This is a genomic window from Limosilactobacillus panis DSM 6035 (assembly GCF_001435935.1).
In the GTDB taxonomy this organism is placed as follows: Bacteria; Bacillota; Bacilli; order Lactobacillales; family Lactobacillaceae; genus Limosilactobacillus; species Limosilactobacillus panis.
Genome location: NZ_AZGM01000073.1, coordinates 1 through 17,714, shown reverse-complemented (window position 1 = coordinate 17,714; position 17,714 = coordinate 1). Strand labels below are relative to the sequence as shown.

18 protein-coding genes are annotated in these 17,714 nt (G+C 51.1%); 5 read left to right on the top strand and 13 right to left on the bottom strand.

Annotated features, from left to right (window positions below):
• Positions 1-202: 202 nt before the first annotated feature.
• The 7 genes from FD32_RS05120 to sufC are packed head-to-tail and all read right to left on the bottom strand — an operon-like array spanning position 203 to position 6,631.
• Positions 203-1,081, bottom strand: coding sequence for a helix-turn-helix domain-containing protein (locus tag FD32_RS05120; protein ID WP_047767908.1), 879 nt, complete (start codon positions 1,079-1,081; stop codon positions 203-205).
• A 20-nt stretch (positions 1,082-1,101) separates the two neighbouring features.
• The gene (locus FD32_RS05115) at positions 1,102-1,449 is read right to left on the bottom strand and encodes a metal-sulfur cluster assembly factor (RefSeq protein ID WP_047767906.1); all 348 of its coding nucleotides are present in this window, start codon (positions 1,447-1,449) and stop codon (positions 1,102-1,104) included.
• A gap of 17 nt (positions 1,450-1,466) precedes the next feature.
• Positions 1,467-2,876, bottom strand: coding sequence for a Fe-S cluster assembly protein SufB (gene sufB, locus FD32_RS05110; RefSeq protein WP_047767904.1), 1,410 nt, complete (start codon positions 2,874-2,876; stop codon positions 1,467-1,469).
• Complete coding sequence (gene sufU, locus FD32_RS05105) at positions 2,876-3,331, bottom strand: Fe-S cluster assembly sulfur transfer protein SufU (RefSeq protein ID WP_047767901.1); 456 nt, start codon at positions 3,329-3,331, stop codon at positions 2,876-2,878. Before sufU ends, sufB begins: the two co-directional genes overlap by 1 nt.
• Entirely contained in the window at positions 3,318-4,556 is a 1,239-nt protein-coding gene (locus tag FD32_RS05100; RefSeq protein ID WP_047767899.1) for a cysteine desulfurase, read from the bottom strand. Before FD32_RS05100 ends, sufU begins: the two co-directional genes overlap by 14 nt.
• Positions 4,537-5,823 (bottom strand): Fe-S cluster assembly protein SufD, encoded by a 1,287-nt coding sequence (sufD, locus tag FD32_RS05095; protein ID WP_047767897.1) that lies wholly within the window; start codon positions 5,821-5,823, stop codon positions 4,537-4,539. The genes FD32_RS05100 and sufD overlap by 20 nt, the downstream gene beginning before the upstream one ends.
• A 10-nt stretch (positions 5,824-5,833) precedes the next feature.
• Positions 5,834-6,631 carry a Fe-S cluster assembly ATPase SufC gene (sufC, locus tag FD32_RS05090; protein ID WP_047767895.1) on the bottom strand — a complete coding sequence of 266 codons (798 nt, stop codon included), beginning with the start codon at positions 6,629-6,631 and terminating at the stop codon, positions 5,834-5,836.
• Positions 6,632-6,835: 204 nt separating this feature from the next.
• On the opposite strand from sufC, the gene FD32_RS05085 reads away from it, so the two are divergent.
• Genes FD32_RS05085 through FD32_RS09810 form a run of 3 tightly spaced genes read left to right on the top strand, consistent with a single transcriptional unit; the run spans position 6,836 to position 9,214 of the window.
• The gene (locus tag FD32_RS05085; protein WP_047767893.1) at positions 6,836-7,045 is read left to right on the top strand and encodes a FeoA family protein; all 210 of its coding nucleotides are present in this window, start codon (positions 6,836-6,838) and stop codon (positions 7,043-7,045) included.
• A complete protein-coding gene (gene feoB, locus FD32_RS05080; protein WP_047767891.1) occupies positions 7,045-9,030 on the top strand; it encodes a ferrous iron transport protein B in 1,986 nt (661 codons plus the stop codon). The genes FD32_RS05085 and feoB overlap by 1 nt, the downstream gene beginning before the upstream one ends.
• A 10-nt stretch (positions 9,031-9,040) precedes the next feature.
• Positions 9,041-9,214, top strand: a complete 174-nt coding sequence (locus FD32_RS09810; RefSeq protein ID WP_082126034.1) for a FeoB-associated Cys-rich membrane protein — start codon at positions 9,041-9,043, stop codon at positions 9,212-9,214.
• Positions 9,215-9,259: 45 nt separating this feature from the next.
• On the opposite strand, the gene FD32_RS05075 is transcribed toward FD32_RS09810, so the two are convergent.
• From FD32_RS05075 to trpS, 6 genes are all read right to left on the bottom strand, one after another.
• The gene (locus FD32_RS05075) at positions 9,260-10,240 is read right to left on the bottom strand and encodes an aldo/keto reductase (RefSeq protein ID WP_047767889.1); all 981 of its coding nucleotides are present in this window, start codon (positions 10,238-10,240) and stop codon (positions 9,260-9,262) included.
• 131 nt (positions 10,241-10,371) lie between these two features.
• Entirely contained in the window at positions 10,372-11,070 is a 699-nt protein-coding gene (locus FD32_RS05070; protein ID WP_047767886.1) for an NAD-dependent protein deacylase, read from the bottom strand.
• Between the two features lie 4 nt (positions 11,071-11,074).
• Positions 11,075-12,034, bottom strand: a complete 960-nt coding sequence (locus FD32_RS05065; protein ID WP_047767884.1) for a hypothetical protein — start codon at positions 12,032-12,034, stop codon at positions 11,075-11,077.
• 4 nt (positions 12,035-12,038) lie between these two features.
• Complete coding sequence (locus FD32_RS05060) at positions 12,039-13,289, bottom strand: hydroxymethylglutaryl-CoA reductase, degradative (RefSeq protein WP_047767882.1); 1,251 nt, start codon at positions 13,287-13,289, stop codon at positions 12,039-12,041.
• The gene (locus FD32_RS05055; protein WP_047767880.1) at positions 13,282-14,217 is read right to left on the bottom strand and encodes a Ppx/GppA family phosphatase; all 936 of its coding nucleotides are present in this window, start codon (positions 14,215-14,217) and stop codon (positions 13,282-13,284) included. Before FD32_RS05055 ends, FD32_RS05060 begins: the two co-directional genes overlap by 8 nt.
• Before the next feature lie 178 nt (positions 14,218-14,395).
• Complete coding sequence (gene trpS, locus FD32_RS05050; protein ID WP_047767879.1) at positions 14,396-15,418, bottom strand: tryptophan--tRNA ligase; 1,023 nt, start codon at positions 15,416-15,418, stop codon at positions 14,396-14,398.
• A 294-nt stretch (positions 15,419-15,712) separates the two neighbouring features.
• On the opposite strand from trpS, the gene FD32_RS05045 reads away from it, so the two are divergent.
• Both FD32_RS05045 and FD32_RS05040 read left to right on the top strand, forming a co-directional pair.
• Positions 15,713-17,227 (top strand): Y-family DNA polymerase, encoded by a 1,515-nt coding sequence (locus tag FD32_RS05045; RefSeq protein ID WP_082126033.1) that lies wholly within the window; start codon positions 15,713-15,715, stop codon positions 17,225-17,227.
• Positions 17,227-17,673, top strand: coding sequence for a YolD-like family protein (locus FD32_RS05040; RefSeq protein WP_047767875.1), 447 nt, complete (start codon positions 17,227-17,229; stop codon positions 17,671-17,673). The genes FD32_RS05045 and FD32_RS05040 overlap by 1 nt, the downstream gene beginning before the upstream one ends.
• Positions 17,674-17,714: the final 41 nt, after the last annotated feature.

The window sequence follows — 17,714 nt, the reverse complement described above, 5'->3', positions numbered from 1 at the left end:
CCATCAAGGTGGATGGGAAGGTCGTCTTCTTTGCTTAGTTCACCTGTTATGTAAAAAGAGGGTGGAAAAAACCGCGGTTTTTTCCACCCTCTTTTTATGTTCTCGAATAATTATACAGCAATTGTCTAAAAACCATAAGCGAGTACCTAGCGCTGCAGAGCAAGTCCATTGACTATGGGGCCGGTACTTTCCCAGTCGCTTTTTAGGCAAAGTGCTTCTTCAGTGCCGCAGCCTGCAATTCAACAACGTTATTGTGGTTGAAGCGGGCAAACACTAGCGCATCGTTCAGCAGGTCGGCAATATGGTCCGGGTCCCCACCGCCACGAATTGCGTTGTTGGCCTGCAGAAGCCGGGTCCGCGGCATGAAGAAGGTTACGTGGCGCCGGGCGCAGAAGTCCGTCACCATCTGTAGACAGTGGTTGCTGCGTGGGTAGCGTTCCCGTAACGCCTCGTATTCCGCAACGTAGTACAACATCATTATTAACCGCAAGTAAGTCGTCGTTGATTCCTTAGCCAACTTGACGGAGTCGTTTTGCGCCCGCAGGTAGTTGATTACCTTCGTGAAAAAGAACTCTGCGTTGCCGAGCTCGTTTTTACGGGCGTAAAGAATCCCTGACCCGAGATAGGCCAGCTGAGAATACACCGTTTCGTGCTGCTCATCCAGCTTATCCAGGATCTGCGTGAAATTAAACATCGTCGTGGCTGTTTGGTTATTAGTTAGGGTATCAAGCATCCCCCGCAAGTAGTAGTACTGCATCCGCTGCTGGAGGTTCGGTAATTCCTGTTCCTTAACGCCTCGCAGCTGGCTGATTACCAGGGGAAACTTTTCCGCCATCAGATTAAGTTCCGCCTCGTCCAAGACTGTTTTGTGGACGGGCTCTTGCGTACTCTTCCCATTTTCAGCAAGGTCATCGATACTCAAGTCTAACCGTTGGCATAGCTTTCCCAAAATCAACACTGAGGGAATTTGACCGTTGCTTTCAAATTTACTGAGCGTGGATTGCGTACAGATACCGTCACACAATGCGACCTGGGAAATGCCCCGTTTCTTTCGTCGTTGGACAAACTTTTGAATATCCATTCGCGCTCCCACCTTTTCGTTTAGCCATGCAAACCGAGGGCAATCTTGGCAAACCGACTCATCTTGTCAATGCCCCAAACAGGTTCCCAGACTAAGTTAATCTTGCATTTGTCTACTCCATCAACGGAGGTGGCCGCTTCGGTGATGGCATCGTTCAAGAAGTCACCAAGTGGGCAGCCCATCGTTGTCAAAGTCATCGTTACGATGCACAGGCCGTCGTCATCAACCGATACATCATAAATCAAGCCGAGGTTTACCAGGTCAATCCCTAGTTCTGGGTCGATAACCTTTTCCAAAGCCCCCATTACCGCATCTTCGGTCGGCGAGTATTCCTTACTTTCTTTTTCTTCATCACTATCTTTGGCCATCTTAATACCTCCGTTTATTAGCCGATTGAGCCTTCCATTTCGAAGCTAATCAGCCGGTTTAATTCGACCGCGTATTCCATCGGTAACTGCTTGGTAAATGGTTCAACAAAGCCCATAATGATCATTTCCGTTGCCTTCGCTTCAGAAATTCCCCGACTCATCAAGTAGTAAAGCTGCTCTTCTGAAATCTTGGAAACCTTGGCTTCGTGTTCCATTGCCACGTGGGCGTTATCAATTTCGTTGTACGGGATCGTGTCTGACGATGATTGATCATCCATGATAATGGTATCACATTCAACGTGGGCTTTAGACCCGTCCGAGTGCTTACCAAAGCGCACCGTCCCTCGGTAGTCCGTCGAACCACCAGTCTTGGCAATCGACTTGGAAACGATTGAGCTCGAGGTGTTCTTGGCATTGTGGATCATCCGGGCACCGGAGTCCTGGTGAATCCCGTTGCTGGCAACCGCAATGGACAGCATTGTTCCCCGGGCGCCTTCACCATTCAGGTATACGCTTGGATACTTCATCGTGACCTTGGAACCCAGGTTACCATCAACCCATTCCATCGTGGCGTTTTCGGCTGCGGCCGCCCGCTTGGTTTCCAGGCTGTAGACGTTGTCGGACCAGTTCTGAATGGTCGTGTAGCGGCAGTAGGCATCCTTGCAGACGTTTACCTCAACTACGGCCGCGTGCAGACTGTCAGAAGAGTAATTCGGGGCCGTGCACCCTTCAACGTAGTCCACGCTGGCACCCTCGTCAACAATGATCAGGGTCCGTTCAAACTGTCCGGTATTTTCAGCGTTCAACCGGAAGTAAGACTGGATTGGGGTCTTCGTCTTAACACCCTTAGGAACGTAGATGAAGGAACCACCAGACCAAACCGCAGCGTTTAGGGCCGCAAACTTGTTATCGGTTGGTTGAACCAGCTTACCAAACCACTTCTTAAAGAGGTCCGGGTACTCACGCAAAGCGGTATCCGTATCCGTGAAGATAATCCCCAGCTTGGAGAATTCATTCTTCATGTTGTGGTAAACCACTTCTGATTCGTACTGGGCAGATGACCCGGCCAAGTACTTCCGTTCTGCTTCCGGAACCCCCAGGCGGTCAAAGGTCTTCTTTAAGTCTTCTGGAACATCTTTCCAGTCCCGAAACTTCTTGTCCGTCATCTTTTGGTAGTAAAGCATGTTCTTCAGGTCCAGCTTAGACAGGTCTGGACCAAACTTAGGCATGGGAAGCTTCTTGTAAATCTTGTAGGCCTTCAGGCGGTAATCAAGCATCCACTTTGGCTCATGCTTTTCCGCGGAAATCTTACGAACAACGTCTTCCGTAAGCCCCCGTCCCGTTGAATAGACCGGCTTGACGTCATCGTGGAAGCCGTATTCATAATTTTCGTCGTTATTTACAATGCTGGCTGCATCATCACTCATTACTCTTCCTCCTCGTCATCTTTCTTTAGCAGGGCCCGCTGTAGTGCCCACCATGAAATTGTGGCGCACTTGATCCGGGCTGGGAATTCCATAATACTGGTCAAGATTTGGGCATCGCCAAGCTTTTCCAGGTCATCTTCGGAGTGTTTCTTCCCGATGGCCATGTCGGAAAAAGTCTTCGCCATGTCGAGGGCCTCTTCAGTGGTCTTCCCCTTAACTGCTTCAGTCATCATACTGGCAGAGGCTTGACTAATCGTGCACCCAGAACCGGTATAACCGATGTTTTTAATCCGGTCACCCTCAACCTCAACGGCCACGTTGATCGTGTCACCGCAGGTTGGGTTATGAATCGTCATCTTACTCGTTGCGTTAGGGATATCATGCTTATTCCGCGGATTGTTGGCGTGATCTAAGATGACGTCCAGATACAAGCCATTTAACTTAGATAGTCCCACCGTTAAAGAACTCCTTTGTTGCTTTGATTGCGTTAATTAATTGATCAGCATCCTTCTTCGAATTGTAGAAGTAGAAGCTGGCCCGGGTGGTGGCACTTACGCCCAGCGCTTCCATCAGTGGCTGTGCGCAGTGGTGACCAGCACGAACGGCCACCCCTTCAGCATCGAGGGCCGTTGCCACGTCATGCGGGTGCAGGTTGTCCATGTTAAAGGCAATTACCCCCGTATGCTGGGCCGGATCTTGGGGCCCATAAACAGTAATGTAAGGTAGTGCTTCTAGCTTAGGAAGAACGTAGTCAACGATTTCTTGTTCTTTCTTTTCCACGTTTTCCATGCCGATCTCTTCCAGGTAGTCAACCGCGGTCCCCAGGGCAATCGCTCCGGCAATGTTTTGGGTCCCCGCCTCAAACTTGAACGGAATATCTGCGAAGGTGGTCTCATCCCGGTGAACGGTATTGATCATTTCACCACCGTACTGGTATGGCGGCATTGCCCGTAAGAGGTCTGCCTTGCCATAGAGGACCCCAATCCCCGTCGGGCTCATCATCTTGTGCCCAGAGAAGGCGTAGAAATCAACGTCTAAGTCCTGGACGTCCACTGGCATGTGGGGAACGGATTGGGCACCGTCACCAACAATCACCGCCCCGTGTTCATGGGCAATCTTGGCTAATTCCTTCAGTGGGTTAACCGTCCCGAGGACGTTGCTGGCGTGGGCTACCGACACGATTTTGGTCCTATCGGTAATCTTACGTTTAGCGTCTTCCATATCTAGGGTGCCCTCTGGTGTTAATTCAATATACTTCAACGTGGCGTGCTTTTTAATCGCCAGTTGTTGCCAAGGAATCAGGTTACTGTGGTGTTCCATGATGGTGATGACGATTTCGTCACCTTCATGGATATTTTGTTCGCCATAAGTAGCGGCGACGAGGTTTAATCCGTCGGTGCAGCCCTTAGTGAAGATGATCTCGTTGTGGTTCTTGGCGTTGATGAAGTGCTGGACCTTCGTCCGAGCGGCCTCATACTGCTCAGTGGCCCGTTCCGCCAGGGTGTGAACCCCCCGGTGAACGTTAGCGTTATCGTGCTCGTAGAAGTGGACCAAGGAATCAATCACTTGCTGTGGTTTTTGGGCGGTTGCCGCGTTGTCGAGGTAAGCAAGCCGCTCACCATTTACTTTTTGGTCCAGAATTGGAAAGTCTTGGTATGAATCATTGATACTGTTGGCCATCAGTAAGCTTCCTTTCTAGAATATCAACCAGCTTCTTACGGACGTCGGCAGCTGGAATGGCACTCAAAACGGCACCAAGGAAGCCCCGGATAACCATCCGTTCCGCTTGCTTACGTGGAATCCCTCGACTCATCAGGTAGTACATCTGGTGGGGGTCAACCGGGCCGACACTGGCGGCGTGCCCAGCCTCCACATCGTTTTCGTCAATTAAGAGGATCGGGTTGGCATCTCCCCGGGCCTTATCTGACATAATCAAGACCCGGTTCTGCTGGTCGGCCTTGGAACCGTGGGCCCCGTGGATGATTTGACCAATCCCATTAAAGATCAGTTCAGAGTTTTCGAGGATGACTCCCCGTTGGTTGATCAGACCAATCGTGTGCTTACCGTGGTTAGTAACGCGGTTGTTGACCCCGACTTCCTGATTAAGGGTCGTCACGGCAATCATCTTGGAGTTAGCATAACCGCATTCGCCTAATAATTCGGAGTCCATGTCACCAACCGTGTCCCCATCATTCATCAGGCCGACAGCCCATTCAACGTGGGCGTCACGGCCAATGTCGGCCCGCCGCTTGAAGTAGGTGTGGGTGCTGGCCCCCAGCTCATCAAGAGAGGAGAAGTCAATCTCGCTGTTGTCCTTGGCAATCAGCTCAATCATCATGTTGGCCGGATTTTCATTTTTCCCAACGGTCGTCAGGTGTTGGATAAACTTGACCTTGCTTCCCTGATCAGCAACAACCAAGATGTGAGAAATCAGTGGCTGGTCCTGGGTGTTGTCCTGAACGATTTCAGCTTCAATCGGCTTCTTAATCTCGACGTTCTTTGGTACATACAAGAAGAGGCCGGCATTCAGGTATGCCATGTGGTAGGCAGTCAGCAAGTTTTCGTCCGCCTTGATGGCCGTCATGAAGTTCTTCTTAAAGATTTCTGGATAGTTCTTTGCCGCCGTGAAGATGTCGGTCAATACGACCCCTTCATCCTGCAGCTTTTCTGGAATATGAATTTTAACCGTTGTCTGGCCAACCTGGGTCACCCGGATAACTTCATCGTCCGGCGCGAGTTCTTCCAGGTCAGTATTAGAACTAACCCAGGTTAGGGGCTGATCGGCAATTAGCGGCCAGTCGTGGAACTTAAACCGCTGCATCCGTGGCAGCCGCAATTTTTCCATCAGGTCCCGTGCAAAAAGCCGCTGGTTCAGCAAGAACCGCGGTTCATCATGCTGCTGGCTGGCGCTGGTCAGCTGTTCCTTTGCTTCTGCTAGTTCAGTCATAGTGCACCTCCTAGTCTTCATCGTCGACTAGTTTGATGTCGAGACCTAATTCATCCCGCAGGCCGGCATAACCTTCGTCTTCCAGCTTCTTAGCCAGTTCTGGGCCCCCGGTCTCAACAATTTGTCCGTCCATCATAACGTGGACCGTGTCTGGAACAATGTAGTTAAGCAGCCGTTGGTAGTGGGTAATAATCAGTGAGCCGAAGTTGTCGCCCCGCATCGAGTTAACACCCTTGGAGACAACCTTTAAGGCATCGATGTCCAAGCCGGAGTCAATTTCGTCAAGGATGGCAAAGGTTGGTTCGATCATCAGGAGTTGCAGAATTTCGTTCCGCTTCTTTTCACCACCGGAGAAGCCTTCGTTCAGGTACCGTTCCGTCATCTTTTGACTCATGTCCAACAGTTCCAGGTTTTTGTCCAGTTTCTTGATGAAGTCCATTACGGAAATTTGGTCGTCTTGTGGACGACGGGCGTTGATTGCGGCCCGGAGAAATTCAGCGTTCGTTACCCCCTGAATTTCTGCTGGGTACTGCATTGCCAGGAACAAGCCCTTCCGTGCCCGTTCATCAACTGGCATGCCAACAATACTTTCACCGTTTAAGAGGATGTCACCTTGCGTAACCTTGTAACCCGGTTGTCCCATGATCGTTTGTGAAAGAGTGGACTTCCCGGTCCCGTTTGGTCCCATGATGGCGTGGATTTCACCCGTCTTCATCTTCAGGTTAACCCCTTTGAGGATTTCCTTTTCCTTCTTACTTTCTTCATCCTTAACAGAAACATGTAAATCGCGCACTTCAAGTGTGGCCATTTCAAAGCATCCCCTTAAACTAAATATTCCAAATTATTCCGTAAGAAATAATGGTTAAAAAATATACACATTTATTATAACCGAATAGTATCAAGATTGAAGCTTTACAAGCAAATATTTTTTAAGCGGTTTCAATGCGGTATAATATAACTATAAAATGTAGCTTTTTATATACTTTTAGAATATTTTATTCGGGTGATAATTATGAATGGTCATAAATACATACTTCATTCTTTCAGCTGTCTAAACCAACCAACTGCTAACCGGCTCCATAACATGGGTCTTTGTGAAGGGTGCCCCATTAAGGTAATCCAGCGTTACCCATTTCATGGTCCCGTAATTATTGAAAATAATAACCAGCGGATTGGAATTCGTTACCACGACTTTTACGCTTTAACGGAGGCTGAAGCATAATGCCAAGTGTCGCCTTAATTGGTAACCCTAATACAGGTAAAACAACTCTTTTTAATTCACTCACCAATAAGTATGCCTACGTTGGTAACTGGACGGGGGTAACGGTTGAGAAAAAGGTCGGGACCCTCAAGGATTCGGCCGTCCAAATCGTCGACCTACCGGGAGCATATTCACTGAACCCGTTAACTAAGGACGAGGCCGTTGTAACGACCTACCTCCTCCATAACCGGCCAGACCTTATATTAAACATCACCAACGCTAGTCAGTTGAAGCGCAACCTCCTATTGACGATTCAGGTCCTTGAACGGGGTATCCCCGCTATTTTAATTTTAAATATGATTGATGACCTCAAGAGAAGCGGCCGAAGTTACAACCTGGACCTTCTTAGTGAACGACTGGGGTGCAAGGTCTTGGCCACCAACGCCCGGGGGCACCGGGGAATCAAGGAGCTGCATGATCAGATTGCCAACTATCAAAGGGTAACTGCCCACCCCCTGCAATTGACCTACCCACCAATGCTTCAGCAGGCCATTCGCCAGGCTAGTGAGGCCCTCACCGCAGACTTTGAATTTGAGCCCACCCTCGCCCGCTGGTTAGCAATTCAGTTCATCGACCAAAATAAGGCCATTCGTAAAATTGCTAGGCAGCGCAAACTGACCCCGCTTTTGAGTCAGGAGAAATATTACGATGCCCAGCATTTTGCGGACAAGATCTACGACACCCGGCTGGCATTTATCGAAAAACTGTTGAAGGACGCAACTGAAACAGGGCAAAGCCAACAGCCCCAGCTGACAAGCAAGATTGATAAGGTGGTCACCAACCCTATTTTGGGACTACCAATCTTTGCGGGAATCTTTTTCCTGATGTTCAAGCTCTCCTTCGACTGGGTCGGGACCCCACTATCAGATTTGCTTGACTGGTTCCTGTCCGTTCCCGTCTCAAATACCGTTAACCACCTGCTGATTCAAGCAGGGGCCATTCCCGCCCTCCGTTCACTGATTGTCAACGGAATTATTGCGGGGGTCGGTGGGGTGTTAGCGTTTATCCCCCAGATTTTTACCCTCTTTGCCTGTATCTCCCTGCTTGAGGATTCAGGCTACATGGCGCGGGCGGCTCTGGTAACGGACCGGTTGATGCAGATGATTGGCCTCAATGGTAAATCATTCATCCCGCTGATTATCGGTTTCGGCTGTAACGTCACGGGGATCATGGCCGCCCGGACAATTGAGCAGCCTAAGGAGCGGCTCGTCACAACCCTGATTATGCCCTTCATGAGTTGTTCGGCCCGCCTACCAATCTACAGCCTCGTGGTGGCCGCTTTCTTCCCGCACCACCAGGCATTGATTGTCTTTTCAATCTACTTCCTTGGTGTGGTCGTCGCCCTCCTCGTGGCCAAGCTCTACCAGGTGCTTTTCCACGTCAAGGACCGTTCCGTGTTTATTGTGGAACTTCCCGAATACCACCTCCCCCGCTTAGATATTATTTGGCACGGGACCTGGGATAAGGGGAAGGGCTTCATCAAAAAGGCCGGGACCATTATCTTTGCCGGGACCGTCCTAATTTGGCTGCTTTCTAGTTTTGGCCCCCATGGGTTCGTCACCGATTCGACAGCTAGTTATGCTGCTAGTCTTGGTCACGCCCTTGTGCCGATGTTTAAACCAATTGGGATCGTCCAGTGGCAAGCTATTAGTGCCCTCTTTACGGGGGTTTTGGCAAAGGAAGTCATTACTTCCAGCATGATGGTCATGTTCCACACCAGTAGTAAGGCCGTTTTAATTGCGGCCCTCGGCCAGTTCATGAGTCCGGTCGCGGCATACGCAATGTTGGCCTTCGTCCTACTCTACATTCCATGCTTTGCCACCCTGGCCACGATCAAGGAGGAAACCGGGTCTTATAAGTGGGTCTTCTTCTCGGTTGTTTCCAGTTTTATCATTGCCTACATCACGGCATTTATTCTTTTCCAAGTTGGTTCGCTAATCTTTTAGGAGGACAATTATGAAACTACTAGTTAACCTGTTAATCATTGCTGCAATCATCGGTCTGGCCGTCTGGGTCATCATCCGCACCTTCAAAAAGGTCAAGACGGGTGGCAAGTGTGCCGCCTGCGACTACGATTGTGAGCTCAAGCAGCTAAAGAACCGCCAAACACGGCAGCATTTAACCCTTTAAAAGCAAAAGCGCCTAGCGAGAAATTCTCGTTAGGCGCTTTTATTTTTAGTCTGGATCCTTTAGTGACTTACCGCTCTTCACCTTTGCAAATTCCTTAAAGGCCGCTTCGATTTGCCCGTATTCTTCAGAAGTCAGGGTCACGTCCATTGCCTTAGCGTTGCTAATTACCTGGTCAGCCCGCTTGGCTCCCGGGATTACGGCCGTAATCAGTGGGTTTTGTAGGTACCACGCCAGAATTGTTTGGGCCAATGTTGCATGATGGTTAGCAGCAATCGGCCGCACCTTATCAACCGCTGCCAGGATGGCACTGTAGCGTGGTTCCTTAAAGTCCGCAATCTGGCTGCGGATGTCATCCTTCGGGAACGTCACATCCTGGTCATACTTACCAGTTAGCAGGCCGGAAGCCAATGGGAAGTATGGCACAAAGCTAATCTGGTTGTCATGCAGGTAGTCCAGCATCCCGTCCGTCAGGTGGTCCTGGTGAAGAAGGCTGAATTCGTCTTCAACAACGTCAACATAGCCGTCCGCGTTAGCTTCTTTAATCTGGTCGAGACTAAAGTTGGATAAGCCAATCGCCCGAATCTTTCCTTCTTCACGCAGGCGCTGGAGGGCCCCCACTGCCTCTGCCTTTGGCGTATCGTGGTCCGGGAAGTGGATGTAGTAAATGTCGATGTAATCCGTTCCCAACCGTTCCAGGCTCTTGTTGACCTGGTCCGCCAGAAACTGGGGATCGTTGTTGATGACCTCTTCACCAGTGGAGAAGTCGTGGGCGCCCTTCGTGGCAATCACAATCTGATCACGGGAATGCTCTTTGACAACCTCGCCGACCAGTTCCTCGGAATGACCTAGCCCGTATACGTAGGCCGTATCGAGAAGGTTAATCCCGTTTGCCAGTGCCGCCTCAACTAACTTGCGGCCATCGTCATCACTAAGGCCCGGGAAGAGGTTGTAACCCCCAACGGCGTTTGTCCCTAATCCTAGTGGGTTTGCTTCAACTGTTGAATGACCAAATTTAACCATTGTCATGCTCCTTTCGTTGTCAGCGTTTTCGTTTCCATCATTATATCTGATTTTATCCTGGCTTGGCGATAAGTAAATGTAGTTTTAAGAAAAAATAAGCTGGGGAAAGCTATCACAAGCTTTCCCCAGCTTATTTTTTACACATCTAATTCGGCAAAGAACTTTGTGGCGTCTTCTTGAACCATCGTAAAGTCAAAGCCAAACGACAACTTCTGCCGGTTAATGGCAATTACTTCCGCGTTCTTATTCCGGTATTCCAGCAGGCCAGCAAACGGGTAGACCTTCATGGACGTCCCAACGATTACCACAAGGTCGGCGCCTTGCATTGCCCGGACAGAATTGATGATGTTTTCCTGCTTGATTCCTTCATCATAGAGAACGATATCCGGGCGCAGCGGTCCGCCATCTTCCTCGTGAATCCGACTCTTCAGGTAGTCTTCAACCGGAACCGTCTTACCGCACTTTTCACAAAACACGTTGTAGAGGTCCCCGTGGAAATCGATCAGGTGCTTGGTGCCCGCTTCTTCGTACAGGTTATCAATATTTTGCGTAATCACCGTCGCACGGTCCTGCTGGGTCAGGGCCGCCTGCTTTTCATGAATGATATTTGGTTTAGCATCAGGAAAGTAGAGATTCTTCTTGCAAAATTCGTAAAATCCTTCCGGATCACTTATAAAGTAGCGGTGACTCAGGTAGTATTCCGCATTCCGGTTCTGGGTGTAGAGGCCGTTTGCCGACCGAAAATCCGGAATCCCGGAGGCTGTCGAAACGCCCGCCCCAGTCAGGAAAACAATGTGCTTTGCGTTATCAAACTTTGCTTGAATATTCGTGTCCATCTAATTACTTCCTTACAATATATGGGATACTGTGTTGCTCAAGAAACTTCTTCACCGGTTGGGCGTAAATACGCTTAAACATTTCTGGTGTCTCCGGTTGGGGGGCCGGCATGGTAAACGAATTCTGCCGGTCGCTACGCCGAATGCCAATGTACGCCCGCTTCTTCGTTCCCCGCTCCTTCATATCAGAGTGGTAGATTTCAAAGACCTGGCGGAGGCTCAACCGCAATTGCCGCTCGCTCAGGACTGGTGAAAGGGTCGTGTACTCGTTGTTGTGGAGGGCCGGCAGGTTCCACTCTTGCATCTGTTGGTCAAACAAGGAGTAAATCTTGATGATTGACCGCCGCATGTCAAATGGTGTCTTAATCGGCTTGGCGGTGATCGTTGCGTACATCTTCTTGGCTGCGGCTAATGCTTCTGGGTACTTAGCCTTCAGCGTTTCTTCGTACTGGTCCAGGTGGTCACCGTAGAATACCAAGGCGTCAAGGAGGGTCAAAAGACGGAGGGTCTTCTCCTCATCCCCCTTTTCCCCTTCCGGCGTCAGGGTGTGTTCAATCCCCTTCAGGTATTCCTGCTCAATTTGTTCATCAATGAAGCCGTGCTTTCGTTGTTCAGCGACCACGACTCGGTGCATGGCAACGTTGTACAGGTCCGTCGACATGATCATCATCTGTTCATCAAGCTGCTTATCACCCAGGGAAAGTTGGAAAAAGATCTGGGGAAAGCCGCGCAAGAGCATCAAGAGGTGGAGGAGCTCATGGGAGGCCGTGTAGTTGGGCGCGGTCAGGTCGGTCACAATGATAAAGAGTCCGCCCGGCAGCGTCTTCTGGGTTGCCTGGTCATGACGGACGTAACCCGATTTTTCACCATGAAACTGAACAAAAACGGTCCCCTCAGGATAGAGTTCGTTAACCTGCTTAAGCAGTTCCTGGTTCGCCGCATTTAACTTAATTTCTTCACTCATGCAATTAATCCTTTCTTATTTCATCGAGTACCCGCCGGGCTACTGCCTGGTCCACATGGTTGAGTTGGGCCAAACGCTTCGTCACCAGTGGAACCTCCGCCGGCTGGGCCCCCACGCTAATTGCCAGTGACCGGTACTGGAGTTTCATATGGCCCGCCTGAATTCCGGCACTGGCAAGGGCCCGCAGTGCAGCCAGGTTTTGGGCCAAACCGACACTGGCGGTCACAGCTGCTAATTCTTCAGCCGTCTTGATACCACTAATCCGATAGTTTGCCCGGGTCAACAGGTTCAGGCCAATTGAGCCCCCAACAACCCCCACCGGTAACGGAAGGGTTAAGCGTCCGACTAGCTGGCCATCTTCCACTTGCCAACTACTGAGGCCCCGGTACTGACCATCACGCACGGCATAGGCATGGGCACCCGCTTCGATGGCGCGCCAGTCATTGCCACTGGCAATTAAGACGGCGTCAATCCCGTTCATAATTCCCTTGTTGTGGGTCACCGCCCGGTAGGGGTCAGTTTGGGCAAGGGCGCTTAACGCCGCAATCCGCTCCGCAACTCTTTGCCCCGGCATCTGGGGAGTCGCCAGGTCTTGGAAGGCCACCGTACACGTGACCGTCTGCAGACTGGCGGTTGCGTAGTTACTCAGGATTGCGCAGAGGACGTTAAAGTCCTGGGCCCGCAGCCACTTGCCGACCGCTTCGGCCATCGTGTTGACACTGTTGGCCCCCATCGCCTGGCAAACGTCAATTCCCAGGTCCACACTGATAAAGCGGCCCGGGGTCCGTAAATGGACGTTTTGGGCCCCGCCGCCGCGCCGCTGCATTGACGGGTGCGCATCGTTAGCGACCTTAAGCATCGCGCTTGTGTGTTGCCTTAGCCAAGTTAAGTCGGTACTGACATCACCGCGTGGTTCCACCACCACCTGACCAACCAGTTCCCGGCTTTGCTTTTTGGCAGTGAAGCCGCCACTCTTGGCGACCCGCTGTGCGCCATTGGAAGCCGCCGCAATAACGGACGGTTCTTCAACCACCATTGGTACCTGGTATTCCTGGCCATTGACGACAAGTTTTAGGGCCACCCCTTCTGGCAGGGAATAATCCGTGAGGTAGTTTTCCACCAGCTGGTTACCCAGGACAGACGCGTGGTCAGCCAATAGGTTGCTCACGGAGGCCGGTAGCTTCAGGGCTGCCGTTAGCCGCTGCCGCCGCTCCTCTGGTGACAATTTATAAAAGCCGTGTTGCCAATCACTCATTGTTCTTCTTCCTTTGGTTGACGTATTCGGTAATGATACCTTCCCGGACACCGCTCTCCGAAAAGATTACCCGGCCATCGGTGTTCCGCTGGAGAAGGCTGACTAAGGGGAGCATCCCCCCGACAATAATGTCCGCCCGTTCCGGCTCCAGGCCCGGGATCCGCTTGCGCTGAGCCAAGTTCCGGTTCAACAGCTCCCGATAAGTGGCGTAAACCGCCCGGGCGCTAAGCTGGTAACCGTGAATTGTCCGCCGGTGATGGCGGTGGTGGTAGGCCCAGGTCATCCGGGCCAGGGTCCGGTTAGCACCGCCAAGGAGGACGATTGGCACCCGCGTTGCGTAACGCAGCCAGGGAATCTTCTTCAGACGGTCATTCATCGCTACCTGGGCCCGAAATAGGTCCACCGAACGCACATAACCATTCAGGTGGAACTGCTCCGAAAGGTTGACCGCACCAACCGGAATCGAGATCAAGTCCCGGGCGCGGCGCTGTTGAACTAACACCAGTTCACAGCTTGCCCCACCAACATCTAAAATTAAACAGTGGTTAAGCTTAAGGGTCCGAATGACTCCCAAGTAGTCGTAATACGCCTCTTTTTTACCCGACAAAACCTGAAGCTGGATGCCAACTTCCTTCTGCACCCGGTTCAAGAATTCCTGACGATTCTGGGCCTGACGAACAGCTGCCGTGGTGATTGCCCGAACTTTGACGTTGGGAATTCCTTCATAGAGCTGCTTAAAACGCTTCAGAGCTTCAATTGTCCGCGTCATCGCTGCTTCTTGGAGCACCTTTTCGCGCCCCATTCCTTCAGAAAGGCGGGTATTTTCCTTTACCCGCTTGATTTCACGAAAACGGCCATCCGGTGCAACTTCTGTAATTGCCATCCGTGCCGAGTTAGAGCCGAGGTCAACAATTGCGAGGTTTTCCACTATTTTCACCTCCGCTACATTAAATTTAATTTAAAAGAATCGATCTCTTTTATGTTACCATGTTCCGTTCCGTGAAACACTAATTGTTACTGGTGTTTCGCAACTTTTTTTGTGAGAGAAAAGCCCCTCGTACTCAAATTAACGAATACGAAGGGCGTCCCTCATTTTCAATTATATTTTAACCGAAGTAGTTAATACCGATGGCGTCCCGAACTTCCTTCAGGGTCTGGTTGGCAACCTCATTGGCGTGGGCGGATCCTTCCTTCAGGACCTGGTCAACGTAGTCCATGTTGGCGGCGTACTTTTCACGCCGTTCTCGAATTGGCTTCAGTTCTGCTTGCAGGACTTCGTTTAAGTAACGCTTGATCTTGACGTCACCGAGGCCCCCTGCCTGGTACTGTTCCTTCAGCTTCGCCACTTGTTCCTTGTCTGGATCGAAGATGTCAAGGTAGGTAAAGACAGTATTTCCTTCCACATGACCGGGGTCGGAAACCTTAATGTGGGTCGGGTCAGTGTACATCGACATAACTTTCTTCTGGATTGTGTCGGCATCATCAGAGAGGTAGATACAGTTGCCGAGGGACTTGCTCATCTTAGCATTGCCGTCAAGGCCAGGGATCCGGCCCTCACCCTTTGGCGGGAAAACCCCTTCCGGTTCAACCAAAATGTTCTTCTTGTAAATTCGGTTAAATGTCCGGACGATTTCCCGTGTCTGCTCCAGCATTGGTTCCTGGTCGTCACCAACTGGCACGGTATCAGCCTTGAAGGCGGTGATGTCCGCGGCCTGACTCACTGGATAAATCAAGAAGCCCGCTGGGACACTCTGGCCAAACTTCTTCTGCTTGATTTCCGTCTTGACAGTTGGGTTACGCTTCAGACGGGAAACGGTGACCAGGTTCAGGTAGTGCATGGTCAGTTCGCTCAGGGCCGGTACTTGGGACTGGACGAGGATGGTTGACTTCTTTGGGTCGATTCCCACCGCCAGGTAGTCCAAGGCCACTTCGTGCAGTGAGCGACGAATTTTCTCGGGATCCCGGGCGTTATCGGTCAGGGCCTGCTGGTCAGCGATCATGATGAAGGTGTCATACTTCCCCGTGTTTTGCAAAGCCACCCGGTTCTTCAGTGAACCAACATAGTGACCAATGTGCAGTTTACCCGTTGGCCGGTCACCAGTTAAAATTACGTGTTTCTTTTCTGCCATCATTAATTCCTCCTTATATTAAAAGCGCCCCATTAGCCGATTGACTAATAGGACGCTTGCGCGCGGTGCCACCTACATTGCAAATAACTTGCCGCTCTTTATTGATAATCATGTTAAAATCCAGTTCGCACCCTGGGGACCTTTTCACCAGCCGTCCCTCGCTAAACTCGTGCTACTTAATGTCTATATTCTAACGATTTTCGCCCCAAAAGGCAAGCGGGCAAGGCAAACGCTTGTTCCGGACAAAAAGTCCCCGTATAATGGAATAAGAATCTGATGAAAGGAGGGCTAACCGTGGCCCGCACCTACTTGGCAATTGACCTCAAATCCTTCTATGCCTCAGCGGAGTGTGCCGCCCACCACCTCAACCCGCTGACCACAAACCTCGTGGTCGCCGATGAGTCCCGGACAAGCAAGACCATCTGCCTAGCCGTCTCCCCGGCCCTTAAGCAGTTTGGGGTACCAGGTCGCCCCCGCCTCTTCGAAGTCGAGCAAATTGTGGGAAAGTTGAACCGGGAGCGTTCTCAAAAGGCGCCCCACCACCGGTTAGCCAAGTATAGCTCCGCTTATCGGTCGCAGCTCTTGCGTAACCCCTGTTTGCGGATTGGCTTCAAGATTGTCCCGCCGCGAATGTCCTTCTACTTAAAGAAGAGTGCGGAGATTTACGAAATTTACCTCCGTTACCTCCCACCGGAAAAGATTCACCCCTACTCCATCGATGAGGTTTTGATGGACATTACCGATTACCTGGCTGAGCACCACGTTTCGGCACATGCCCTGGCCAAGGAGATGATCCAGACGATTCAGCTGGAGACCAAGATTACCGCTACGGCGGGGATTGGGACAAACCTCTACCTTGCAAAAGTGGCGATGGATATCGTTGCCAAGCGGATTCCAGCGGACGAGGATGGCGTCCGGATCGCCCAAATGAACGAACAGGAATACCGCCGTTACCTCTGGGCCCACACACCGTTGACCGATTTTTGGCGGATTGGTCGTGGTTACGCCAAACGTCTGCAAAAGCTGGGGCTAAACACAATGGGTGACATTGCCCGCTGTTCCTTGGGTAAATTATCCGACCCTTTAAACGAGGAGGTCCTCTACCGCGAATTCGGTAAGAACGCCGAGTTGATCATTGACCATGCCTGGGGATACGAATCAGCTACTATGGAGGACATTAAGAACTACCGGTCAAGCAGCCACGGTATCTATTCCAGTATTATTCTGCCTAAGCCGTATAAGTACAACGAAGCCCGACTGGTGGTCCGGGAGATGGTCGACATGCTGAGCCTCCAGATGGTCAAACGGGACATGGTTGCGGACCAGTTCTCGCTGACGGTCAACTACGATGTCGAAAGCCTCCACCAGGGTCACGGCTACCACGGGCCGACAACGACTGACTTTTATGGCCGGAAGGTTCCCCACCCTGATCACGGTAGTTTTACAACTAAACTCCCGACGGCATCACCACGGGAGCTAACGGATCACTTTCTGGAGGTGTTTCGGCAGAAGGTCAATCCCGACCTCTTCGTCCGCCGGGTTACCGTCACCGCTAACCACCTCGTAAAGCAGGCGGTCGCGGACCAGATGACCCATACGGAACAGCTGGACCTCTTTACCAACACCAACCAGCACCTACGAAAAGCAGACCAGGAACGTCGCCAGCGTCAACAGGACCAACGGGTACAAAAGATGGTCCTCAAACTGCAGGACCGCTTTGGGAAAAATTCGATTATTCGTGCCGCGGACTTGAAGGACGGGGCAGTCGCCAAGAAACGTAACAAGGAGATTGGGGGACACCGGGCATAATGGACAAAAAACAATGGGAAGCCGAGAAGAAACAGTTCAACGATACATCCCGTTATAACGATATAATGGACGTGCCTCGCCACGTCTCGAAGGCCCACTTGCCAATGCCCCAAATTGACCGGGCGGGCCAGTTCGCCCCGTTTGCTGCTTTGACCGGTTATAAAGAACTTCTGGACCAGACGGCCAAACGCTACCGAAATAAGGACTACCTCAGTCATTCACAGTTGTTGGCCCTCACTAAGCAGATCAAGAAGCTGAGTAAAATTTGGCCTTGGCCCTTAGTCACGGTTACCTACTTCAATGGGCAAAACGGCTACTATGAACAGTACACCGGACAGTTGGTCAACGTTGACTGGCAACGACAGCGACTACGATTTCGTGACGGGAGCTCGGTTGTGATCCGAAACTTGAAAAGAATTGCAGTAAAAAATGGGGCTGTGACATAAGTCCCAAATAATTAATGGAGTTAGATGAAATCTTCGGATTT